Raw genomic sequence first — 21,663 nt, 5'->3', positions numbered from 1 at the left:
CACCAGGACCAACGACGTGGCTTCGGGCTTTCATCCCGACGCCTTGAAAAATTTTCAGTCGGCGGCGCGGAGCCCGCCCGCCGACACGACGCCGCGGCCCAGCCAGCGGTCGCCGTGAGCGGAGCGTGCGCCGCCAGCCAGCTCGGCCAAGGCGCGAGACGGGGCCGTCTCGCCCTTGAGCAGCAACGCCAACCGCCCGGCGACGATCGGCGCGGCGAAGGAGGTGCCGCGCACCCGCCCGTAACCGCCGCCGGGCTGGGCGGCCAGGACGTCCGCCCCTGCGGCCGCAAAGTCTACATGCAGGGCGCGCCCCGCCTCGGGCAGGGGGCGCCCACGCCCATCCACCCCGGTGACGGCGATCACGCCCGGGTAGGACGCCGGATAGAGCGGCGGCGCGGCCGGCCCGTCGTTGCCGACCGGCGCCACGATCATCTCCCCGTGCGCGATCGAGGCGCGCACCGCCGCCTGGACGGTCAGGTTGGCTGGCCCCACCAGGCTGATATTGATCACCCGCACCTTCTGCTGCGCCATGAAGGCCAGGGCGCGGGCTATGGCCTCCGCAGAGCCGCCGGTAGGACCCGATCCATAGACATCGGCCACGACCAACCGCGCCCCGGGGGCGGCTGCGGCCAGTTTTGGCCCGCGCCCGGCGATCAGCGAGGCGACCGCCGTACCGTGCGCCGCAGGAACAACCCCTCCGGGCGCGAAACCCTGCTGCACGGCGATCTCGCCGGCCAGGGCCGCGTGGCCAGCGTCGACCCCGGAATCCAGCATGCCGACCACCGCGCCGCCTGCCTTCGGCCCGGCAGGTTCGCCGGCCGACGCAGATGGACCGGCCGCGCCGCCAGACGGGGCGTAGATGTGATCCACATCATATTGGCCGCCCGGGTCGAGCTTGCGCAGCCGCCGCAGGCCCTCGCGCGCAGCCACCCCGTCCGGCGGGGCCAGGATCACGAGCTTCAGGCCCAGCGGCTCGAGCGCGCTCTCGCGCAGCACGCTGAACCCCGCCCGAAGCGCGCGTTCCAGCGCATCCGGCGCCGGATCGATGGCCATGACCTCGCCGCGGACGATCGCCTGGCCATGGGCGTCGAGGTCGAGCGCGTGCGGATTGGCGCGCACCAGGGCTCGCAGCGAGTCCAGCCTCGCTTGCGACAGGTCGGCCAGGTCGCCCTCGGCCGTGCGCAGGTCGCCGGCCACGTCCCGGGTCGCCGCGCCGAGGTCGCCCCGCACGTCGCCCAGCACAGCCCCGACCGGCCCCTGGCCGACCACCGGCAGCCGCTGCGCGTCGGCGGCCCCAGCGAACGCCAGGCCGGCCAGGGCCGCCAGCAGGCACGTCCATGGTTTGCGCATCGGCGGCATTGCGTGGGCGGGTCCCTTGATCGAAGCTTCAGGCTAGGGCCTTCGGAGGCGGATTCGAAAGCTTTCTCCTGTTGGGATGAAACGATGGCCCGCTTTCGTTTGATCCATGAGGCCTGAAGGAGGGACCTTGGACGGCTTCCAGAGGGATCTGGTCGCACTCTTGCCCCGGCTGAGGCGCATGGCTCGGGTCATCACCCGCCACTACGCCGACGCCGACGACCTGGTGCAGACCGCGATCGAGCGCGCGTTCGTAAGCCGCGCCCAATGGAGCCCCGGGACCCGCCTGGACAGTTGGATGTTCCGCATCATGAAGAACGCCTGGATCGACGAGACGCGTCAGAGGGCCCGGCGAGGCCGGGTGATGGCGGAGGACGACGCCCTGGACCGGGTGGCCGACGCCGGCGTCGCCGACATGGACACGCGGCTGGCGGCCACCGCGGCCGAGCGGGCCCTTGCAGCCCTGCCCGAGGACCAGCGGCTGGCGGTCGCCCTGGTGCTGATCGAGGGTTTATCATACCGCGAGGCGGCCGAGGCCCTGGATATCCCCATGGGCACCCTGACCAGCCGGCTCGTGCGCGGTCGCATGGCCCTGGTCGAACAGTTGGAAGGCGTGGACGGCGAGTGATGCGTATCAAAGACGAAACCCTGATGGCTTATGTCGACGGCGAGCTGGACGAGATCGAGCGCGCGCGGATCGACAAGGCCGCCCGCACCGACGCCGCCCTCGCCCGGCGCATCCAGGCCCAGCGACGCCTGCGGGAAAAGCTGGCCGGGGCCTTCGGCGGCGCCCTGGAGGAAGCCCCGCCCGACCGCCTGGTCGAGGCGATCCAGTCCCAGCAGAGGCCCCCCGCCGACGTGGTCGACCTGGGCCAGGCCCGGGCGAGACGCGCGGCGGCGGCGCGCAAGCCGCGCGCCCTGCCGGCCTGGGCCGGCTGGGCCTCGGCCGCCGCGGCGGTGGTGCTGGTGGCCGGCGTCGCCATCCGCTTCGCCCCTCAAGCCGGGCTGGCCGGTGGCGGCCCCCTGGTCGGCGGACCGGCGGGCAGCCTGACGGCGCAAGGGCCGCTGGCCGGCGCGCTGGAGCAGCAACTGGCGTCGGCGGCGCCGGCCTCGGGACAGGCGGTGCGCATCGGCGTCAGTTTCCGCAGCACCGACGGCCGCTATTGCCGCACCTTCCAGGTGCAGGAAGGCGACGGCTTCGCCGGCCTGGCCTGTCGCGAGCCGTCGGGCTGGCATATCCGCATGGCCGTGGCCAATCCCGCCTCGGCCCAGGGCCCGGCCTTCCGTCAGGCCGCCACGGATATCCCCGCGCCGGTGACGAGCGCGGTCGACAACCTGATCCAGGGCGCTCCGCTCGACGCCGGCGAGGAGGCCGCCGCCAGGGCGCGCGGCTGGCGGCACTGAGGCTCAGGCGGCCGCCGCGGTCCAGCGGTCGATCTTGCCGATCAGCTCGCGCGGATTGATCGGCTTGCCGATGTGGTCGTTCATCCCCGCCTGGCGGCAGGCTTCCACATGGGCGGGCAGCACATTGGCGCTGACCGCCAGGATCGGCGTCTGCTTGTTCATCTCGGAGTTGGCGCGGATGGCCCGGGTGGCGGCCAGGCCGTCCATGCCCGGCATCTGCAGGTCCATCAGGATCACGTCGAAGGGCGTGTTCAGCGCCGCCTCAACCGCCTCCAGCCCGTTCTCGGCCTCGGTCAGCTGCAGGTCGTAGGGCGCCAGCATGTGGCTGACCAGCTCGCGGTTGGCCGCCACGTCGTCGACGATCAGGACCCGCATGGGCGGGATGTCCAAAACCTGTGGCGCCTCGCCCGCCACGGTCTCCAGCTGCACCGCCGGGGCGGCGACGGTGAACCAGAAGGTCGAGCCGCGGCCCTCGCCGCTCTCGACGCCGATGTCGCCGCCCATCATCTCGGTCAGGCCCTTGGAGATGGCCAGGCCCAGCCCGGCGCCGCCGTGCTCGCGGGTGTTGGAGGCGTCGATCTGCGAGAAGCGCTGGAAAAGGCGGCTGGCGTGCTCGGCCGATATGCCGGGGCCGGTGTCGGCGACGGTGAACCGCAGCCGCCCGCCCTCCTCCGGCTCATAAGCCACGGTCAGGGTCACCGAGCCTTCGGTGGTGAACTTGATGGCGTTGCTGAGCAGGTTCAACAGCACCTGGCGCACCCGGCCGCTGTCGGCGAACACGGTGGCAGGCAAGGGGCTTTTGCGCTCGGTGGTCAGCTCGAGGCCTTTGGCCCGCGCGTCGGCGGCGACCAGATCGACCGAGTCCTTCAAGAAGCTGTCCAGTTGGAAAGGCTGGGGGTCCAGCTCGATCTGGCCGGCGTCCAGCCGCGAGAAGTCCAGCACGTCGTTGACGATCGCCAGCAGGGCCTGGCCGCCCATGATGATGCGGTCCACATAGCGCCGGGCTCGCTCGGGCAAGTCGTCCATCCGCTCGAGCAGGCCGGCGAAGCCGATCACCCCGGTCAAGGGCGTCCTGATCTCGTGGCTCATATTGGCGACGAATTCGGCCTTGGCGACATTGGAGGCGTCGGCGGCGATGCGCTGGCGCACCAGCTCGTCCTCCATCACCTTGGCCGCCGTGACGTCGCGCAGCACGGTGACGGCGCCGACGATCTTGCCTCCCTCGTCACGGATCGGCGAGGGGCTGCCCTCGACCCAGGCCCAGCCGCCCGAGGCGGTACGGATGCGCGCCCGCCGCTGGGCGGTCACCGGGCGATCGCTGACCAATTGCTGGCGCCGCTCGCGCACCCCGGCCTCGTCCTCGGGATGCACGAATTCGTTGGCGTGACGGCCGACGATCTCCTCCGGCCGGAAGCCGAACAGCCGGATGGAGGGCGAGACGTACTCGACCATACCGTCGGCGTCATAGCGGACGATGATGTCGGTGGCCTTCTCGGCCAGCATGCGATAGCGGGCCTCGCTCTCCCTGGCCTGCTTCAGCGCCGCCTCGGCCGCGACACGCGCCGCTTCCGCTTCGTGGCGGCGAGCCTGCGCCTCGGCCGCCGCCCAGTCCTTCGCCGCTACGCTCTCGGCGAGCTTCTCGCGCGCCAGCGTGGCGTCGAAGCGCTGGCTGATGATGATGAAGCTGACCGGCGAGCCGACCAGCAGGGCGACCACCGTGGTATGCACCGGAGCGAACTGCTCCGGGGTGTGGAACAGGTAAACATCGACCACATAGCTGACCGCCAGCGCGACGATCACTATCGACAGCACAACGACGCTGGTGGCGGTGATCTTCTTCAGCAGCATCCGGGCGTCTTGTCGCGCGAGGCTCCAGTAGATCGGCCGCTCCCGAACGCGGTTTCACGCGCCCGACCTCAGCCGGCGGCTTTCCGACGGTTATAAGCCGCTAACTATAATGATTTCCCGCCCACAGGCGAGCATCCCGCCTGCGGCAATTTAGTAGCGCGCCCCGAAGCGAGCCGGAAGGTCCGCCCTGCTGGCGTTCAGGGCGCATCTTTCCTGGGGAGGGCCACGATCTCCTCGGGCGTGAGCTTATGAATGCGGGTAACTTCGCACCGATCGGGAATGTCGGTCTGGCCACGATCGCGGCGGCCTGATGGCGCGACAGGTACGCCACTGCAAGTTGACCTTGACACCGGATGGCCATGCCCAGGACCTTGCCGCCGCAGCCCGGCAAGAAGCGGCCGTGTCAGCAAGCGTTTCAAGGTCAGCCCATGCGTCATCTCCTCGTTTCCGCCGCCGCCCTCGCCCTCCTGGCCGCGCCCGCCTCCGGCCGCGCCCAGAGCAGCGCCCAGCCGGGCCCCGACGCCAGCATGGCCGCCCAGGCGGGCGAAAAGCCGGACAAGGCGAGCGCAGGCCAACCCAAGCCCGGCGCTGCACTCGACCTCCGCGCCCTGACGGCCCAGTCCGACAAGCTCAAGGACAGCGATATCGCCACCGCCCCGATCCGCGAGATCCGGCGCACCAGCCATCATACCGTGACGATCGGCGGCAAGCAGATCGCCTACACCGCCACGGCCGGGACGCTGACCATCCGCGACGACGACGGCAAGCCCACCGCCAGCATGTTCTATGTCGCCTATACCGCCGGGGCCGACCACGACCCGCACCGGCCGGTGACCTTCTTCTACAATGGCGGTCCCGGCTCCTCGAGCGTGTGGCTGCATATGGGCTCGCTGGCTCCGGTGCGGGTGCGCACCGACAGCCCCCAGGCGACGCACAACGCTCCCTTCGATCTCGGCCCCAATCCCGACAGCCTGCTGGACAAGTCGGACCTGGTCTTTGTCGACGCGATCGGGGCCGGCTTCTCCCGGCCGCTGGGCGACACCAAGCTGGCCGCCTTCTGGGGCACGGACCCGGATATCGACGCCTTCGCCCGGGGGATCGAGCGCTATCTGACCGTCAACGACCGCTGGAACGCACCCAAGTTCATCTTCGGCGAATCCTACGGCACCACCCGCTCAGCCGGCTTGGCCTATCGGCTGCAGAAAGACGGCGCCCAGCTCAACGGGGTGATCCTGCTTTCATCGATCCTGAACTACGGCCGGCGCGACCCCGGCTTCGACCAGGAGCTGATCAACTATATCCCCAGCTATGCCGCCACCGCCGCCTATCACCATCGCTCGGCGACCCAGCCGAACGATCTGGCCGCCTATCTGAAGGCGGTGCGCGACTGGGCCCGCGGCCCCTACGCCCTGGCCCTGGCCAAGGGCCAGGACCTCAGCCCCGCCGAGCGTCAGCAGATCGCCGACCAGATGGCCGGCTATACCGGGCTGCCAGCCAAGTTCATCCTCGACTCAGACCTGCGCGTCGACCTGCGCCGGTTCCTCAAGGAGGAGTTGCGCGACCAGCGCCGCACCCTTGGCCGATACGATTCTCGCTTCACCGGCATGGATGTCGACGCCGCCGGCGAGAGCCCGGAATACGACCCCTCCGACACCGGCATCTCTGGCGCCTTCGTCTCCAGCTTCCACGACTATCTGAGCCGGGAGCTGGGCTACCAAACGGACCTCAGCTACCGGCCGACCTTCTATTCCAGCGGCGTGCAGTGGAACTTCACCCACAAGCCGCCGGTGGCGACGCCGTTCCAGAGCGGCAATCCTGCCGACGTGGCCCAGGACCTGTCGGCGGCCATGCGCGAGAACCCCCATCTTTTGGTCTATTCGCTGAACGGCCTCTACGACATGGCCACGCCCTTCTTCGGCACTGAGTACGACCTTGGCCACATGCAGATCGATCCAAGCCTGCGGGCCAACCTGCGCTTCGCCTACTATCCGTCGGGGCACATGGTCTATCTGAACCCCGACGCCCTGAAGGCGATGAAGGCCGACCTGGCCAGGTTCTACGACGAAGCCGCGCCGCAGCGCTGAACGGCGGTCAGGCCGCCGAGGCGGTCCACTGCACGATCTTGTTCAGCAGGGACTGCGGATCGATCGGCTTGGCGATGTGGTCGTTCATGCCGGCCGCCATGCAGGCCTCGACCTGGGGCGGCATGACGTTGGCGCTGACCGCCAGGATCGGCGTCGCGGCGTTCGGGGACGATCCCTCGCGGATCGCCCGCGTCGCCGCCAGCCCGTCCATCACCGGCATCTGCAGGTCCATCAGGATCAGGTCGAAGGGATTGCGCCCAGCCGCCTCCACCGCCTCGGCCCCATTGGCCGCCTCGGTCAGCTCCAGGTCGAACGGCGACAGCAGCGCGGTGACCAGTTCGCGGTTCACCGCCACATCGTCCACCACCAGGATCCTCAGCGGGGTCAGCGCCGTCTCGCCGTCCGGTTCGCCGGCTGTTGGCGCAGCCTTCCCAGCCGGCGCCGCCAGCGTGAACCAGAAGGTCGATCCCCGACCCTCTGCGCTCTCGACCCCGATCTCCCCGCCCATCAGCTCGACCAGGCCCTTGGAGATGGCCAAGCCCAGGCCGGCCCCGCCATAGCGGCGGGTGTTGGAGCCGTCGACCTGGGAGAAGCGCTGGAACAGGCGGTCGCCGTGCTCGGCGGAGATACCGACCCCGGTGTCGCGCACGGTGATGCGCAAACGCCCTCGTTCGCCTTCCGCCGGGCCGGCCTCGACCGTCACCTGCCCCGCCGCTGTGAACTTGATCGCGTTGCCGACCAGATTCAGCAGCACCTGCCGCACCCGTTCGCCATCGACGAAGGCCTCGTCCGGAAGATCGTCGGCAAGGCGCAGGTCGAGGTTCAGCCCCTTGGCCTCCGCCTCGGGCCGCACCAGTTCGACGCTGTCCTCGAACAGCGGCCTCAGCGCCGTCGGCTGCGGGGCCAGCTCGACCTGCCCCGCCTCCAGCCGCGAAAAATCGAGGATGTCATTGACCAGGGACAGCAGGGCCTGGCCGCCGGTGAGGATACGCCGCGTAAAGGTCCTCGCCCGTTCGGGCAGGTCCTGCATCTTGCCCATCAGGCCGGCGAAGCCGATCACCCCGGTCAGCGGGGTCCGGATCTCGTGGCTCATATTGGCCAGGAACTCGGCCTTGGCCTGGGCGGCGGCCTCGGCCTCCGCCCGCTTGCGGCGCAGCTCCGCTTCGGCCTCGCGCCGGGCGGTGACGTCGCGCAGGGCGGTGACCACGCCGATCGTGGTTCCGTCGTCGTCCCGCAAGAGCGCGGGGCTACCCTCCAACCAGACCCACGAGCCGTCCGCGCGCTCGACGCGGAATTCGCCGGAGACCCCATCGCGCGGCAGGCGGCCGTGGGCCAGTTCGGCGATAGCGGCCAGCGCCGCTTCCCGGGTGTCGGGATCTGTGAAGTCGGCGATGCTGCGCCCGACCAGGTCCTCGGCCCGATAGCCGAGCTGGCGCACCGAGGGCGATATGTACTCCATCACGCCTTGCCGGTCGTAGCGGACGATGATGTCGGTGGCCCGCTCGGCCAGCATGCGATAGCGCGCCTCGCTGTCGCGCAGCGCCTCTTCCCGCATACGCGCCTCGGTGATGTCGATGATCACGCCGAAGACTGCGACGATCTCTCCGGCCGCGTTGCATTCGGCCGCGCCCCGGGCCCGCACGCTGCGGACCGAGCCGTCCGCCCGTGTCACCCGGGTCTCGTAGGCGTAGGGCTCGCCCAGGGTCTCCGTACGGCGCAGCGCCTCGCCGATCATCGGCCGATCCTCGGCGTCATAGAGCGCGTAGGCCGAGCCGATCGGAGGCGGGCCCGCCTTGGGATCGAAGCCGAAGATCTGGAACACCCCGTCCGACCAGTACACCTGCCCGGTCTTCAGGTCCCGCCGCCAATGGCCGACGCCGGCCAGCTCCTCGGCCATCACAGCCTGGCGATGAGCTTCGCTGACCAGCAGCGAGGATTCCTCCAGTTCGACACGCCGCCGCTCCAGCTCGGCCTCCAGCGCCAGGCGGGCCGTGACGTCCCGCAGCACGGTCACCGCGCCGATGAAACGGCCCTCTTCGTCCGTGAGCCGCGAAGGCTTGCCCTCGAGCAAAACCGGCTCGCCATCCGGCCGGCGCACCTCGACCAGGCTCTGGCCGGCGCCGGGCGGCAGCGCGTCCTGCCGGATCAGGTCCAGGCGCTGCTGCAACGTTACGCCGGTGCGGGACTCGAAGACCTCGAACGCGCTGCGGCCGATCAGGTCCTCGGGGCGAAACCCGATCTGGGCCACTGAGGGCGAGATGAACTCGATCACGCCCGTGGCGTCGTAGCGCAGGATGATGTCTGTGGCCGCCTCGGCCAGCATGCGATAGCGCGCCTCGCTGTCACGGGCCGCCGCATTGGCGGTCTCCACCAGGAGATGCTCGGCGATCGCGTCCAGCCGGCGCTGCTTCAGCTCGGCCAGGGCGCGGGCGATGCGCCCGACCTCCTGCTGGTCGGAGAGGAACGGCACGTCCACGGTGACGTCGCCCGAGTTCAGCCGATCGATCGTCGTCGTCAGGCCTCGAAGGCGGCCGGCCAGATTGCGCGCTACGCCGATCATGAAGAAGGCCGAGGCAAGGATGGCGGCCCCGATCAGGGTCAGGCTGATCGCGATCCCCTGCTGCAGGCGCTGGACTCGCGCCCGCAGCATGCGAGCCAGCTCAGCCTGGTCCGCGCGCCAGGCGCGGTCGATCGCCGGTTGCAGCTCGGCGGCGCCGGCCGCACCCGCCGCAGCGGCATTCGCCAGGCCATCGGTCGGGCCGGCCAGCGCCGCGCGGGCATGGCCGCTGGGATCGCTGCCCATAGCCGTCCGCAGCGCGGCCTCGGCCGCGGCGGCCCGGATCCGCAACTCGCGATCCGCCAGGGCCTGCTCCTGCGGCGTGCGCGCCAGTCCCGCCGCCTGGGAGGCGACGAGCAGCTGGGGCAGCTCCACCGTAGCCGCGTCCATGGCGTAGAAGCTGTCCAGGTCGGTATCGAGGGTCAGGTTGGAGCTGTCCGCCACTCGCCGCATCAAGGCGGCCCCGGCCTCGCTGCGCTCCACGCCGCGAGCCGCATCGAAGCGCCGCAGCTCCGCCCCGGCGTTGAAGTCGCTGGGCGGGCGCGGCGCCGGGCTGTCGCCTGGAGAGATCACGCTGGGCCAGACCTCGGCCAGCCACACGGCGCCATCCTCTTCGCGCTGGGCGAAGCGCACGTCGAGGCCGGCCTGTCCAAGGTAAAGATAGAGCGGAAGGCCTACGGCCGGCGCGATGCAGGCGGCGACCAGGGCCAGTCGCGCCCCGACCGACAGGCGTGCGCTGAGGTATTCGAACAGTCGCGCGCGAAACATACCGCCCAGTCCGCCAGGTCAACAATCACACGCGCGGCTTGCGAGCACGTGATCGACTATTGTCAGTATCTACGGGTGCTCAATCGAACCTTACCGCGAGCATGCGATCATTCGCCGCAGCGGCCGGTTTGGAAAGGCGTCGCGGAACGGCCGCGCTACCGGCCGAGTTCTCGGGCCCGCTCGACCGCAGCCTTCACCGCTTCGTCGACCAGGGGCCAAAGGCCCTTCTCGCCCATCAGGATCTTCAGGGCGGCCTCGGTGGTGCCGCCCGGCGAGGTGACCTGGCGGCGCAGTTCGGCGGGCTCCTCGGCCGACTGGTCGAGCAGAGCCGCAGCCCCGACCAGGGTTCCGCGCACCATCCGGGCGGCGGCCTCGGCCTCGAAGCCCTGGCCTTGAGCCGCGGCCTCCAGCGCCTCTATGAAGGCGTAGAAATAGGCTGGACCCGAGCCGGAAACGCCGGTCGCCGCGTCGACCATGGCCTCGCTGTCCAGATCGACAACCGTGGCCACCGGGGCGAACAGGGCGTGGGCCCGCTCGCGCGCCAATGGCTCGTCCGCGAACACCGAAGCCACGCCCTTGGCCAGGGCGACGGCGGTGGTCGGCATGACCCGCGCCACCGGCCGGCCCTCGAAGGCTTGGCTGAGGTCCTTGGTGGTGACGCCCGCGGCGATGGAGACGACCACCGCGCCGGGCTCCAGCAGCGGCGCGACGGCCTCAGCGGCCTGGCGCCAGATCTGCGGCTTGACCGATAGGAGCACCGTCGCCGCCTGGCGCAGCACCGCGTCGGGCGGGTTGAGCCTGGCTCCAGCCGCCTCGGCGGCGAGCGCGGCAGGCCCCGGGTTGGGGTCGCACAGGATCAGGTCGGCGGGCTGGAAGGCGCCCGTGCGGGTCCAGCCTTCCACCAGCGCCCCGCCCATGCGGCCGGCGCCCAGGATCAGGATCGGGGTGCTCACAAGCGCCTCCGGGCGAGCGTCAGGCTTGGCCGACGGTCTCGAACATGCAGGCGGCCATGGCGTCCTCCGGCGACTTCGAACCCTTCAGCAGGAAGTCGAAGGCCGGATAGAAGCGGTCGGCCGCCTCGACCGCCGCGTCGATCATCGAGGCCGCCTGGGCCAGGGTCGGCCGCTCGCCCTGGGGCACCGACAGCGAATGGCGGAACACCACCTCGCCCCCGTCGCTCCAGACCTCGAAATGGCCGAGCCAGATGCGCTGGTTGATCAGGGAAAGAAGCTCGAAGGCCGCGCCCCGCTTGGACTTGGGCGTCCTCATGTCCAGCGAGAGGCACAGCTGCAGGCAGTCGGCCTCCGGTCGCCAAGCGAACCACAGCTCGTAGTCCTTCCAGTCGCCGGTCAGGGCGAAAGCCAGGTCGCCGTCCTCGGTGCGGTCGAAGGTGAGGTTCTCGGCGGTCAACACGTGCTCGACCACGTCCAGCGGGTCGAAGCTCAGGTCGACTTCGTCTTCTTCAGACTGAGGAGCGTCCATCGAACCTTATCCCTTCCGAGGCTTCCTCGGCCGGCTGGAGAACCGGCGAGTCACCCTCTGGCCTGCAGCCTAATCTGCTTCGCGCCATCCGTCACAAGGACCTTCTTGCGAACGGCGAACCCAATTCCCGTTTCAGGCTTGGGATTCCGCCTTCGCCGCCTTCAGGGCCGCGACCTCATCACGCAGGGCCTCGAGCTCGGCCTTGAGCGCATCGAATTCGTCACGCCGCACCAGGTCCATCTCGGCGGCGATCCGGTCGGCCTGGGCGCGAAACGCGGTCTTGGCCTCTTCGCCGGCCGCCTGGGCCAGGCCCATGGCCGCCTGGGACAGCTTGGAGAATTCGTCGAGGAAGGGATTCTGGGTCTGCATAGGGTTCATATAGGGCAAACGCGCCTTGAATGCGAAGGGGCTCCCGCGGCGTCGGCGCCCCTGCTAACAGGAAGGGCGAAGCTCCCAGAGAGGGTCCCCGTGCCGTTTCCCCATTTCGACCCGGTCCTGATCCACCTGGGCCCCCTGGCGATCCGCTGGTACGCCCTGGCCTATATCGCCGGGATCCTGCTGGGCTGGCGCTATGCGCTCAGGCTGATCGGCCAGGCGCGCCTCTGGGCGCCGGGCGGGCCGCCGGCCAACACGATCCAGATCGACGACCTGATTCTCTGGGTCACCCTCGGCATCATCGTCGGCGGGCGCACAGGTTATGTCCTGTTCTACGGCCAGGGGCAGTACTGGAAGCACCCGCTGGAGATCTTCAAGCTGTGGGAGGGCGGCATGTCGTTCCATGGCGGCTTCCTGGGCGTAGCCCTGGCCGTGACCCTGTTCGCCCGGGCCAACAGATTGGACTTGCTGCGCCTCGCCGACCTCGTTGCCCCCTGCGCCCCGATCGGGCTTTTCTTCGGCCGGATCGCCAACTTCATCAATGGCGAGCTCTGGGGCCGGCCGACCAGCCTGCCGTGGGGGATCATCTTCCCCAGCGCGCCTGACAACCCACCCTTGCCGCGACACCCAAGCCAGCTCTACGAGGCGGGCCTGGAGGGCCTCGCCCTGTTCCTGCTGCTGCGCTGGGCGACGCACCGGGCCCAGTGGCTGCCCAGGCAGGGCGCCCTGACCGGCCTGTTCCTGGTCGGCTACGGCATCGTCCGCATCAGCCTGGAGAACGTGCGCAACCCCGACATCGGCATGCCGGCCTTCCCGCTGGGCCTGACCATGGGCATGATCCTGTCGATCCCCATGGTCGCGGCCGGCGCCTGGCTGATCTGGCGCTCGCGCCGCCCCGCGGCCCTGGCCCAGCCGGCGGAGGCGCCGCAGGCGTGAGGTCATGCCGCTGAAAGACCGCCTCGCCGCCCAGATCCGGGCCAGCGGCCCCATGACGGTCGCCCAGTTCATGACCGCCTGCCTGCACGACCCGCAGGACGGCTACTACGCGACCCGGCCGGCCCTCGGCGCAGCGGGCGACTTCATCACCGCGCCTCTGGTCTCGCAGATGTTCGGCGAGCTGATCGGCGTCTGGGCGGTGGCGACCTGGCGCGCGATCGGCAGCCCGACCCGCTTTCGCCTGATCGAGGCCGGGCCGGGGGACGGAACCCTGATCAGCGACCTGCTCCGTGCGGCCAGGACGGCGCCCGACTTTGTCGCCGCCACCGACCTCTGGCTGGTCGAGACCAGTGCGCCCTTGCGTGAGCGTCAGGCTGCGGCGCTCGCTGGCGCCCGGCCCGCGCCGCGCTGGGCGGGCTCGCTGGCCGAGGTACCGGACGGCGCGCCGATGATCCTGGTGGCCAACGAACTGCTCGACTGCCTGCCGGCGCGCCAGTTCGTACGCCGGCCGGACGGCTGGGGCGAGCAGGTGGTGGGGCTGGCCCCGGACGGCGCCCTGGCCTTCGGCCTGGTCCGCTGCCCGCCGGGGATCGCCCCGCCGCACGACGCGCCGGTGGGCGCCGTGGTCGAGGTCTCGGCGGCTCAAGCGGCCTTCGGCGCCGAGATCGGGGAACGCCTCACCCGTGGCGGCGGCGCGGCCCTGCTGATCGACTACGGCCGGGACCGCTTCGAGGCCGGCGACACCCTGCAGGCGCTGAAGGCGCACCAGAAGGCCGATCCGCTGGCCACCGCCGGTGAAGCGGACCTGACCGTGCACGCCGACTTTCCCGCCGTCGCCGAAGCGGCGCGCGCCGCGGGCGCCAACTCAGCCCTCCTGACCCAAGGCGAATTCCTGCGCCGGCTCGGGATCGAAGCCCGCGCCGCCAGGCTGGCCCACAGCCATCCAGATCGCGCCGACAGCCTGGCCCGCCAGCTTGCGCGCCTGACCGCGGACGACCAGATGGGGGTCCTGTTCAAGGCCCTGTGCCTCTATCCCGCCGGCCAGCCGGCCCCGCCCGCCTTCGAGACCGCCACATGACGCCCGAACCCCTGCAGTCCCCGCTCCTGGCCGGCCTCGCCGGCGTGCGCCACGGCTTCTTCACCCGGAGGGGCGGGGTATCGGAGGGTATCTACGCCGGCCTCAATGTCGGCCGCGGTTCGAAGGACGATCCCGCCGCGGTGCGCGAGAACCGAGCCCGTGCGGCCGGCTTCTTCAATGTCGGCGAGCCGGCCCTGCTCTGCGCCTACCAGGTCCATTCCAGCCTGGCGCACCGGGTCGACGGCATCTGGGAGCAGCCGCCGCAGGTCGACGCCCTGGTCACCACCGAGGCAGGCCTGGTCTGCGGCGCCCTTTCGGCCGACTGCGCCCCGATCCTGATCGCCGACGCCCGCGCCCGGGTCGTCGCCTCCGCCCACGCCGGCTGGCGCGGCGCCCTTACCGGGGTGGTCGAGGCGGCAGTCGAGGCGATGAAGGCCGCCGGCGCCGAGCCCCAGCGGATGATCGCCGCCGTCGGCCCCTGCATCGGGCCCAAGTCCTACGAGGTGGGCTTGGAGTTCCTGGACCGGTTCATGGCCGAATCGCCCGGCTCGGAGCGCTTCTTCGCCCCCGGCGTCAGCGCCGAGAAGCGTCTGTTCGATCTGCCGGGCTACGTGCTCTCGCGGCTCAATGCCGCAGGCGTGGCCAAGGCCGAGTGGATCGGGGCCGACACCCTGGCCGACGAGGCGCAGTTTTTCTCCAACCGCCGGGCGGTGCTGCGTGGGGACGGCGACTATGGCCGACTACTGTCGGCGATCATGCTGGAGGGCTGAATCGGCGGAATCCGCCCGTGGGGCTTGCTCCGAAGCGTCACCCTGCTAGAAGCCCGGACGACTGCGGACGGGGACCCGACTGACCATGAAGCTGCTTGCCGGCAACTCCAACCAGCACCTGTCCGAGGCGATCGCCGACTATCTGGACCTGCCGCTGACCAAGGCCCAGGTCCGTCGGTTCCCGGACAACGAGGTGTTCGTCATCATCGACGAGAACGTCCGCGGCGAGGACGTGTTCGTGGTCCAGTCCACCAGCTTCCCGGCCAACGACAACCTGATGGAGCTTCTGATCTGCATCGACGCCCTGACCCGGGCCTCGGCCAAGCGGATCACCGCCGTGATGCCCTATTTCGGCTATGCCCGTCAGGACCGGAAGACCGGCGGCCGCACGCCGATCTCGGCCAAGCTGGTGGCCAACTTGATCACTAGAGCCGGCGCCGACCGGGTCCTGACCATGGACCTGCACGCCGGCCAGATTCAGGGCTTCTTCGACATCCCGACCGACAACCTGGTGGCCACGCCGGTTCTGGCCGAGGACATCAAGGCCCACTACGCCAAGTCCAACGAGCTGATGATCGTCTCGCCGGACGTGGGCGGGGTGGTGCGCGCCCGAGCCCTGGCCAACCGGCTGAACGCCGACCTCGCCATCGTCGACAAGCGCCGCTCGGGCCCCGGCCAGAGCGAGGTGATGAACATCATCGGCGACGTGAAGGGCCGCCGCTGCATCATGTTCGACGATATCGTCGATTCGGCCGGCACCCTGTGCAACGCCGCCCAGGCTCTGATCGACCACGGGGCTGAGGAAGTCGCGGCCTATGTCACCCATGGCGTCCTCTCCGGAGCGGCCACCGAGCGGGTGCAGAAGTCGGCGCTGAAGGAGCTGGTGGTCACCGATTCGATCGAGGCGGCCAATCCGGTGCAGTCCTGCGCCAAGGTCCGCATCGTCAGCATCGCCCCGCTCATCGGCGAAGCCATCCGGCGGATCGCCAACGAGGAGTCGGTCTCCAAGCTGTTCGACTGAAGCTGACGGCGGAGCTTTTTTCCCGGCTCCGCATTAGTTGCCAGTCGGTCGGAACGCGCCTGGCCACATTCTCGACTCCGAACCGGCCTAGGCGTCCGGACGATGTAACAGCTTGGGGGAAACGACGTGGCCGCGCTCAAGTTCAAGCCGATTCTGTCCGGCGCAGCCGTAGGCGCCCTAGTCGCCGTCCTGGCGGGCTGCGCCACGCCCCCGCCGCCGCCGGCGCCGCCCGCGCCCTTGCCCCCAGCCCCCGCGCCGGCCGACCTCACCCTCTCGCCCGCGATCATCCAGAGCGCGGCCGCCTATCAGGCCTTCATCGCCCGCTCGACGGCCATCAAGCCCGACTTCGCCAACGGCGACGACGTCGAGCACAGGCTTCAGACCGGCGAAAGCTTCGATCCGGCGATCATGACCCGTGGCGAGATCGCCTTCGCCGCCGTGGTCGCTCTGCAGGAGCCAACCTTCGTCGCCGAGATCCGCAACTACAGCATGAACGAGTCGGCCCGGGCTGAGCTGGCCCGGACCATCGCCGCCGATCCCAACTACGCCACCGGCTTCCGCGGCGCGAACGCCGCCGCCGGCCTGATCATCGCCGCCATGACCACCCAGGGCCAGGGCCTGCAGGACGAGGGCGAAGCGGTGCGCCTGTCGGCCTATGGCGTCCAGCGCCAGGAGTGGTCCAAGGTGTTCGTGCCGGACCTGGCAGGCCGGCTGAGCCTGGCCAAGACCACCTCGGCGAACGTCCCGACGGCTTCGACCGAGGACGCCGAGCGCGAGCGCCAGGCTGCGATCGGCTATGCGCCCCTGCTGCTTCCCGTCCACGCGCCGGCCGCCAGCCCGCCCTATCCGCCGGCGGTGGTCCGGGGCCTGGCCATCGCCGCCCTGGCCTTGCTGGGCCATGCCGGCGAGGCGGACGCGGCCATCACCGAGCCGATGTTCGCCGATCCGCCCGACCAGACCTGCCTGAACATGGCCAAGCTGAACCTGTACCAATGCCTGGCGGTGGCCAAGCCCTACTACGAGGACATCTTCTGCCTGGGCCAGCACGCCATGAAGGACACCGGCCAGTGCCTGCGCATGGCCGCGGGCGCGCCGCCGCCGGCGGTGGAGTTCATCCCCCCGACCCAGAGCGCCAAGACCCCCGTCAAGCCCGTCAAGAAACGGCGCAAGAAAGGGGACTGAGCCACCCATCTCGCCCTGCGGCGCCAAATTACTGACGGCGCCGTTGCCTCCCGGGCGGGAAGTGTGTATTACGCGCCCCCTATTCATCCGACCCACGCCGCGCGGACGTTTTGCGCGGCGTTTCGTTTCGAGAGCAGGGCCATGGCCGATATCGTCCTCAACGTCGAAGTTCGCGACCGCACCGGAACCGGCGGTTCCCGCGAAGCCCGCCGCGCCGGCAAGGTGCCCGGCATCCTCTACGGCGGCGACCGCGACCCGGTGGCCATCGCCGTGAAGTCCAACGAATTCCGCAAGGCGCTGCACTCGGGCAAGCTGCTCGGTCACCGCGTCACGCTGAAGTACGGCGACGAGACCCAGCCGGTCATCGCCAAGGACGTGCAGTTCCACCCGGTGACCGACGAGCCGGTGCACTTCGACCTCTTCCGCGTCGATGGCCACCAGCTGATCAAGATCGCCATCCCGGTGCACTTCAAGAACCAGGAAGCCTCTCCGGGCCTGAAGCGCGGCGGCACCCTGAACATCGCCATCCACGAAGTGGAGCTGATGGTTCCGGCCGACGCCATTCCGGAAGAGCTGGTGGTCGACCTGACCGGCCTGGACATCGGCGCGGCGATCCGCGGCGCGGACCTGGTCCTGCCGGCCGGCGCCAAGGTCTCGGCCCATGACCGCGACCTGACCGTGGCCTCGATCGCCACCTCCTCGGCCATGCAGGCCGAAGAAGCCGAAGAAGGCGCCGCCGAGGCCTGACGCTCTAGAGCCCCTCCCTCGCGGAGGGGCGACTGCCTGTCCGGAGACGGCGGATGTTGATCCTGGCCGGCCTCGGCAATCCCGGCGCGAAATACGCGCACAATCGGCACAATATCGGCTTTCTGGCCCTGACCGCGATCGCCCGCAAATGGGGCTTCGGGCCCGAGCGGTCGCGCTTCAACGCCCTGGCCGCAGAGGGCTCAATCGAGACCCCGGACGGCGACGTCAAGGCCCTGCTGCTCAAGCCCCAGACCTACTACAACGACAGCGGCAGCGCCGTGGCCGCGGCGATGAAGTTCTACAAGCTGACCCCCGCAGACGTGGTCGTCTTCTACGACGAGATCGACCTGGCCCCAGGGCGGTTTCGCATGAAGACCGGCGGCGGGGCGGCCGGCAACAACGGCATCCGCTCGATCACCGCCCATATCGGCGCCGATTTCCGCCGTGCGCGCATGGGCACCGGCCATCCGGGGCACAAGGACCGGGTGATGGGCCACGTGCTGAGTGACTTCCACAAGGTCGAGCAGCCCTGGGTTAACGCCCTGTGCAACGCCTGCGCCGACGCCCTGCCGATCCTGGCCCAGGGCGAGGACGAGAAATACCAGGCCGAGGTGATGCGCCTGGCCCCCGCCGAAAAGGTAGATCCGCGCCGGATCGCGCGCGAGGGTTGACGGCGAAGCTTGGGTCATGGAATAGGCGAATAGAACATTTAGGGAATATCGGATGCTTTCCCTCGCGCCATTCGGCCTTGGTCTTCTGTTTGCGATCGTCTTGTGCGTGCACGTGGTGCGCACGAACCAGCCCATGTACTGGCTCTGGATCATCCTGGCCTTCCCGGGGATCGGCGGGCTGATCTACATCGTCACGGTGATCCTGCCCGATCTGGCGGGCGGCAGGACGGCCCGGCGCATGGGCGCGACGGCGCTCGACACCCTGGCCCCCGAACGCGCCTATCGCCAGGCCAAGGCGGCCCATGACGACACCCCGACCGTGGCCAACGCCATCCGCCTGGCGGGCGCCGCCGCTGACCTCGGCCGCCACGCCGAGGCCGAGCGGCTCTATGCCGACGCCGCCCAGGGCATTCACGCCGAGGACCCGACCCTGCTCCTGGGCCGCGCCAACGCCCTGATCGAGCTTGGCCGGGCCGCCGACGCCTTGCCTTTGCTGGATCAGTTGCAGACCCTGTCGGACAAGGGCGTCAGGACGCCGCAGGAGGCCCTGGCGCGCGGGCGGGCCTGTGAGGCCCTGGGGCGCCATGCCGACGCCCAGGAGGCCTACGAATTCGCCGCCGGCCGCCTGCCCGGGCTGGAGGCCATCGCCCGCTACGCCGCCTTCCTGGCGCGCTCGGGCAAGAAGGCCGAGGCCGCAGACCAACTCACCGAGATCGACCGCCGCATCAAGCGGGCCGATCCCTACTTCCGCAAGGAAGCCAGGGCCTGGCGCGAGCTCGCCGCGCGGGCCATTGGCTAGCTGGGGCTGGCCTTCCCCGCCCTGCTTCGTCATAAGACCGCCTGACCCGGCCTTCCCGCCGCATCCACTCTAGACCGAGGACCCGATGGCCCTGAAAGTCGCCATCGTCGGCCTGCCGAACGTCGGCAAGTCGACCCTGTTCAACGCCCTGACCCAGACGGCCGCGGCCCAGGCCGCCAACTATCCGTTCTGCACCATCGAGCCCAATGTCGGCGACGTGGCCGTGCCGGAGCCACGCCTGGACGCCCTGGCGGCCATCGCCGGCTCCAAGGAGATCATCCCGGCGCGGATCAACTTCGTCGATGTGGCGGGCCTGGTGCGCGGCGCCTCCAAGGGCGAGGGCCTGGGCAACCAGTTCCTGGCCAATATCCGCGACTGCGATGCGGTGGCCTTCGTCGCCCGCTGCTTCGAGGATGACGACATCACCCACGTCGAGGGCCGCATCGACCCCATCTCCGATCTCGACATCATCGAGACCGAGCTGATGCTGGCCGACCTCGAGAGCCTGGAAAAGCGGGTGGTCAACCTGGAAAAGCGGGCCAAGGGCGGCGACAAGGAAAGCGCCACCACCCTGCGCCTGGTCAAGCTCGCCCTGGCCCAGCTCAACGAGGGCCGCCCCGCCTTCACCGCCGAGGTGGCCAAGGAGGACGACAAGGCCTGGCGGATGCTGCAGCTTTTGACCGCCAAGCCGGCCCTCTATGTCTGCAACGTCGACGAGGGCTCCGCCGACAAGGGCAACAGCCTCTCCGACGCTGTGGCCGCCCGCGCGGCCAAGGACGGGGCCAAGAGCGTGGTCATCTCGGCCAAGATCGAGAGCGAGATCGCCCTCCTGGACGCCGGCGAGCGCGCCGAGTTCCTGGAGACCATCGGCCTGGAAGAACCTGGCCTGAACCGGATGATCCACGAGGCCTATAAGCTCCTCGGCCTGCAGACCTATTTCACCGTGGGGCCTAAGGAAGCCCGCGCCTGGACCATCCATGTGGGCGACACTGCGCCGCAAAGCGCCGGGGTGATCCACACCGACTTCGAAAAAGGCTTCATCCGGGCTGAAACCATCGCCTACGATGACTATGTCCGATTGAAGGGCGAGGCGGGCGCGCGGGAAGCCGGCCGCATGCGCCTGGAAGGCAAGGACTACGTCGTCCAGGACGGCGACGTGATGCACTTCCGTTTCAACACCTGAAGACCGCCGAGGGAAACGCATGGCCGACCGGATCAAGATCAAGAGCGCCGACGGGTTCGAGTTCGAAGCGCTGCATGCGACGCCGAGCGGCAAGCGCCGCGGCGGGGTGATCGTGATTCAGGAGATCTTCGGCCTAGATCAGTACGTCCAGGCCGACGTGGCGCGCTGGGCGGGCCTGGGCTTCGAGGCCGTGGCGCCCTCCATGTACGACCGGGTCGAGCCGGGCTTCACCGCCGGGCATGACGAACAGGGCCTGGCCGCGGCCTTCGCCACCGTGCAGAAGGCCAAGCCCGCCGACGCCCTGGCCGACATCGCCGCCTGCATCGCCTTTTTGAAGGACCGCGGGCCGGTGTTCATCGTCGGCTACTGCTATGGCGGCACCATGGTCTGGCACGCCTCGGCCAATCTGGACGGCTTGGCGGCCGGCTCCAGCTACTATGGCGGCGGGGTCGCGGCGGCGGCCGACCTCAAGCTCAAGAACCCAGTGATCTGCCACTTCGGCCGCAAGGACGGCCACATCCCGGCCGACGAGGTCACCGCCAAGATCAAGGCCGCCCACCCGGACCTGCCGGTCTACATCTACGAGAAGTCCGGCCACGGCTTCAACAACGACGGCCGCCCGGATTCCGACCCGGACGACGCCAAGACCGCCCGCGAGCGGACCCTGGCCCTGTTCGAAGCCAACGGGGCCCTCTAGGGTCATGGCGCGCGGTGGCTCCGCGAGGCTGAAAGGCGCCGACGGGTTCGAGTTCGGCGCCTACCGCGTTCTCCCTGAGGACGCCCGCCACGGCGGACTGGTGCTGATCCAGGAGATCTTCGGCGTCACCGCCCACATCCGCGAGCTGTGCGACAGCTTCGCCGAGGAGGGCTACGAGGTGATCGCGCCCTCGCTCTACGACCGGCTGGAGCCGGGATTCGAAGCCGACTATGCGCCCGAGGCCATGGCCAAGGCGGTGCGCTATTCGCAGGAGACCCCCTGGGACCAGGTCGAAGGCGACCTCAACGCCGCCATCGCCGCCCTGAACGGGCCGGTGTTCGTCACCGGTTTCTGCTGGGGCGGCACGGCCAGCTGGCTCGCCGCCTGCCGCTGCCCGGGCGTAGCGGCCGTATCCAGCTTCTACGGCCGGCGCATTCCCGAGTTGCTGGCTGAGACGCCCAAGTGCCCGACCATCCTGCATTTCGGCAAGACCGACGCCTCGATCCCCATGGAGACGGTCGACCAGATCGCTGAGGCCCATCCGGACCTGCCCATCCACCTCTACGACGCCGGCCACGGCTTCGTCTCCGACCGCAGCCGGGACTACCAGCCCGACGCCGCCAGGCTGGCGCGGTTGAGGACCCTGCAGCTGTTCCAGCGGTCGTCGGGGGTGCGGGCGGAGGTCTGAGGTCGCCGTTCGGCGTC

20 protein-coding genes are annotated in these 21,663 nt (G+C 69.9%); 14 read left to right on the top strand and 6 right to left on the bottom strand.

Annotation, left to right across the window (positions count from 1 at the left end; translation table 11 throughout):
- Positions 1 to 54: 54 nt before the first annotated feature.
- Positions 55 to 1,350, bottom strand: coding sequence for a S8 family serine peptidase (locus tag KCG34_RS19780; RefSeq protein ID WP_249138091.1), 1,296 nt, complete (start codon positions 1,348 to 1,350; stop codon positions 55 to 57).
- Positions 1,351 to 1,486: 136 nt separating this feature from the next.
- Here KCG34_RS19780 and KCG34_RS19775 point away from each other — a divergent pair, with 136 nt between their 5' ends.
- Positions 1,487 to 1,984, top strand: coding sequence for a sigma-70 family RNA polymerase sigma factor (locus KCG34_RS19775; protein WP_211937319.1), 498 nt, complete (start codon positions 1,487 to 1,489; stop codon positions 1,982 to 1,984).
- A complete protein-coding gene (locus tag KCG34_RS19770) occupies positions 1,984 to 2,760 on the top strand; it encodes an anti-sigma factor family protein (protein WP_211937318.1) in 777 nt (258 codons plus the stop codon). The genes KCG34_RS19775 and KCG34_RS19770 overlap by 1 nt, the downstream gene beginning before the upstream one ends.
- 3 nt (positions 2,761 to 2,763) lie before the next feature.
- On the opposite strand, the gene KCG34_RS19765 is transcribed toward KCG34_RS19770, so the two are convergent.
- Positions 2,764 to 4,608, bottom strand: coding sequence for a hybrid sensor histidine kinase/response regulator (locus KCG34_RS19765; RefSeq protein ID WP_211937317.1), 1,845 nt, complete (start codon positions 4,606 to 4,608; stop codon positions 2,764 to 2,766).
- A 428-nt stretch (positions 4,609 to 5,036) separates the two neighbouring features.
- Here KCG34_RS19765 and KCG34_RS19760 point away from each other — a divergent pair, with 428 nt between their 5' ends.
- On the top strand, positions 5,037 to 6,692 hold the full coding sequence (locus tag KCG34_RS19760; protein ID WP_211937316.1) for a S10 family peptidase: 1,656 nt from the start codon (positions 5,037 to 5,039) through the stop codon (positions 6,690 to 6,692).
- Positions 6,693 to 6,699: 7 nt separating this feature from the next.
- On the opposite strand, the gene KCG34_RS19755 is transcribed toward KCG34_RS19760, so the two are convergent.
- The 4 genes from KCG34_RS19755 to KCG34_RS19740 all read right to left on the bottom strand — a co-directional run bounded on the left by KCG34_RS19755 (position 6,700) and on the right by KCG34_RS19740 (position 11,868).
- Positions 6,700 to 10,017, bottom strand: coding sequence for a PAS domain-containing hybrid sensor histidine kinase/response regulator (locus KCG34_RS19755; protein ID WP_211937315.1), 3,318 nt, complete (start codon positions 10,015 to 10,017; stop codon positions 6,700 to 6,702).
- Between the two features lie 155 nt (positions 10,018 to 10,172).
- Positions 10,173 to 10,934 carry a pyrroline-5-carboxylate reductase gene (proC, locus tag KCG34_RS19750; RefSeq protein WP_249138360.1) on the bottom strand — a complete coding sequence of 254 codons (762 nt, stop codon included), beginning with the start codon at positions 10,932 to 10,934 and terminating at the stop codon, positions 10,173 to 10,175.
- 55 nt (positions 10,935 to 10,989) lie between these two features.
- A complete protein-coding gene (locus KCG34_RS19745) occupies positions 10,990 to 11,499 on the bottom strand; it encodes a type III secretion system chaperone family protein (protein WP_211937313.1) in 510 nt (169 codons plus the stop codon).
- A gap of 132 nt (positions 11,500 to 11,631) precedes the next feature.
- Positions 11,632 to 11,868, bottom strand: coding sequence for an accessory factor UbiK family protein (locus tag KCG34_RS19740; RefSeq protein WP_211940909.1), 237 nt, complete (start codon positions 11,866 to 11,868; stop codon positions 11,632 to 11,634).
- A 99-nt stretch (positions 11,869 to 11,967) separates the two neighbouring features.
- Here KCG34_RS19740 and lgt point away from each other — a divergent pair, with 99 nt between their 5' ends.
- From lgt to KCG34_RS19685, 11 genes are all read left to right on the top strand, one after another.
- The gene (gene lgt, locus KCG34_RS19735) at positions 11,968 to 12,810 is read left to right on the top strand and encodes a prolipoprotein diacylglyceryl transferase (RefSeq protein WP_211937312.1); all 843 of its coding nucleotides are present in this window, start codon (positions 11,968 to 11,970) and stop codon (positions 12,808 to 12,810) included.
- A gap of 4 nt (positions 12,811 to 12,814) precedes the next feature.
- Positions 12,815 to 13,888 (top strand): class I SAM-dependent methyltransferase, encoded by a 1,074-nt coding sequence (locus KCG34_RS19730; RefSeq protein WP_211937311.1) that lies wholly within the window; start codon positions 12,815 to 12,817, stop codon positions 13,886 to 13,888.
- A complete protein-coding gene (gene pgeF, locus KCG34_RS19725) occupies positions 13,885 to 14,658 on the top strand; it encodes a peptidoglycan editing factor PgeF (RefSeq protein WP_211937310.1) in 774 nt (257 codons plus the stop codon). The genes KCG34_RS19730 and pgeF overlap by 4 nt, the downstream gene beginning before the upstream one ends.
- A gap of 85 nt (positions 14,659 to 14,743) precedes the next feature.
- On the top strand, positions 14,744 to 15,679 hold the full coding sequence (locus KCG34_RS19720; RefSeq protein WP_211937309.1) for a ribose-phosphate pyrophosphokinase: 936 nt from the start codon (positions 14,744 to 14,746) through the stop codon (positions 15,677 to 15,679).
- Between the two features lie 126 nt (positions 15,680 to 15,805).
- The gene (locus tag KCG34_RS19715; protein WP_211937308.1) at positions 15,806 to 16,861 is read left to right on the top strand and encodes a hypothetical protein; all 1,056 of its coding nucleotides are present in this window, start codon (positions 15,806 to 15,808) and stop codon (positions 16,859 to 16,861) included.
- A gap of 141 nt (positions 16,862 to 17,002) precedes the next feature.
- Complete coding sequence (locus KCG34_RS19710) at positions 17,003 to 17,608, top strand: 50S ribosomal protein L25/general stress protein Ctc (protein WP_211937307.1); 606 nt, start codon at positions 17,003 to 17,005, stop codon at positions 17,606 to 17,608.
- A gap of 53 nt (positions 17,609 to 17,661) precedes the next feature.
- Positions 17,662 to 18,279: an aminoacyl-tRNA hydrolase gene (gene pth / locus KCG34_RS19705; protein WP_211937306.1), complete on the top strand. Its 618-nt coding sequence runs from the start codon at positions 17,662 to 17,664 to the stop codon at positions 18,277 to 18,279.
- 52 nt (positions 18,280 to 18,331) lie between these two features.
- Complete coding sequence (locus KCG34_RS19700) at positions 18,332 to 19,078, top strand: hypothetical protein (protein ID WP_211937305.1); 747 nt, start codon at positions 18,332 to 18,334, stop codon at positions 19,076 to 19,078.
- 85 nt (positions 19,079 to 19,163) lie between these two features.
- Positions 19,164 to 20,261, top strand: coding sequence for a redox-regulated ATPase YchF (gene ychF / locus KCG34_RS19695; protein WP_211937304.1), 1,098 nt, complete (start codon positions 19,164 to 19,166; stop codon positions 20,259 to 20,261).
- Between the two features lie 19 nt (positions 20,262 to 20,280).
- Positions 20,281 to 20,958, top strand: coding sequence for a dienelactone hydrolase family protein (locus KCG34_RS19690; RefSeq protein ID WP_211937303.1), 678 nt, complete (start codon positions 20,281 to 20,283; stop codon positions 20,956 to 20,958).
- Between the two features lie 4 nt (positions 20,959 to 20,962).
- A complete protein-coding gene (locus KCG34_RS19685; RefSeq protein WP_211937302.1) occupies positions 20,963 to 21,646 on the top strand; it encodes a dienelactone hydrolase family protein in 684 nt (227 codons plus the stop codon).
- The last annotated feature ends 17 nt before the right edge of the window (positions 21,647 to 21,663 follow it).

It is taken from the genome of Phenylobacterium montanum, from assembly GCF_018135625.1.
GTDB lineage: Bacteria > Pseudomonadota > Alphaproteobacteria > Caulobacterales > Caulobacteraceae > Poindextera > Poindextera montana.
The sequence above is the reverse complement of the archived record's forward strand: the minus strand, read 5'-3'. Positions and strand labels throughout refer to the sequence as shown.

Coding starts and splice junctions, on each gene's coding strand:
- KCG34_RS19780 (WP_249138091.1), bottom strand. CDS start 1,350: ATGCGCAAACCATGGACGTGCCTGCTGGCGGCCCTGGCCGGCCTGGCG.
- KCG34_RS19765 (WP_211937317.1), bottom strand. CDS start 4,608: ATGCTGCTGAAGAAGATCACCGCCACCAGCGTCGTTGTGCTGTCGATA.
- KCG34_RS19730 (WP_211937311.1), top strand. CDS start 12,815: ATGCCGCTGAAAGACCGCCTCGCCGCCCAGATCCGGGCCAGCGGCCCC.
- KCG34_RS19700 (WP_211937305.1), top strand. CDS start 18,332: ATGCTTTCCCTCGCGCCATTCGGCCTTGGTCTTCTGTTTGCGATCGTC.
- KCG34_RS19755 (WP_211937315.1), bottom strand. CDS start 10,017: ATGTTTCGCGCGCGACTGTTCGAATACCTCAGCGCACGCCTGTCGGTC.
- pgeF (WP_211937310.1), top strand. CDS start 13,885: ATGACGCCCGAACCCCTGCAGTCCCCGCTCCTGGCCGGCCTCGCCGGC.
- proC (WP_249138360.1), bottom strand. CDS start 10,934: ATGGGCGGGGCGCTGGTGGAAGGCTGGACCCGCACGGGCGCCTTCCAG.
- KCG34_RS19760 (WP_211937316.1), top strand. CDS start 5,037: ATGCGTCATCTCCTCGTTTCCGCCGCCGCCCTCGCCCTCCTGGCCGCG.
- KCG34_RS19745 (WP_211937313.1), bottom strand. CDS start 11,499: ATGGACGCTCCTCAGTCTGAAGAAGACGAAGTCGACCTGAGCTTCGAC.
- ychF (WP_211937304.1), top strand. CDS start 19,164: ATGGCCCTGAAAGTCGCCATCGTCGGCCTGCCGAACGTCGGCAAGTCG.
- KCG34_RS19770 (WP_211937318.1), top strand. CDS start 1,984: ATGCGTATCAAAGACGAAACCCTGATGGCTTATGTCGACGGCGAGCTG.
- KCG34_RS19685 (WP_211937302.1), top strand. CDS start 20,963: ATGGCGCGCGGTGGCTCCGCGAGGCTGAAAGGCGCCGACGGGTTCGAG.
- KCG34_RS19720 (WP_211937309.1), top strand. CDS start 14,744: ATGAAGCTGCTTGCCGGCAACTCCAACCAGCACCTGTCCGAGGCGATC.
- pth (WP_211937306.1), top strand. CDS start 17,662: ATGTTGATCCTGGCCGGCCTCGGCAATCCCGGCGCGAAATACGCGCAC.
- KCG34_RS19740 (WP_211940909.1), bottom strand. CDS start 11,868: ATGCAGACCCAGAATCCCTTCCTCGACGAATTCTCCAAGCTGTCCCAG.
- KCG34_RS19690 (WP_211937303.1), top strand. CDS start 20,281: ATGGCCGACCGGATCAAGATCAAGAGCGCCGACGGGTTCGAGTTCGAA.
- KCG34_RS19710 (WP_211937307.1), top strand. CDS start 17,003: ATGGCCGATATCGTCCTCAACGTCGAAGTTCGCGACCGCACCGGAACC.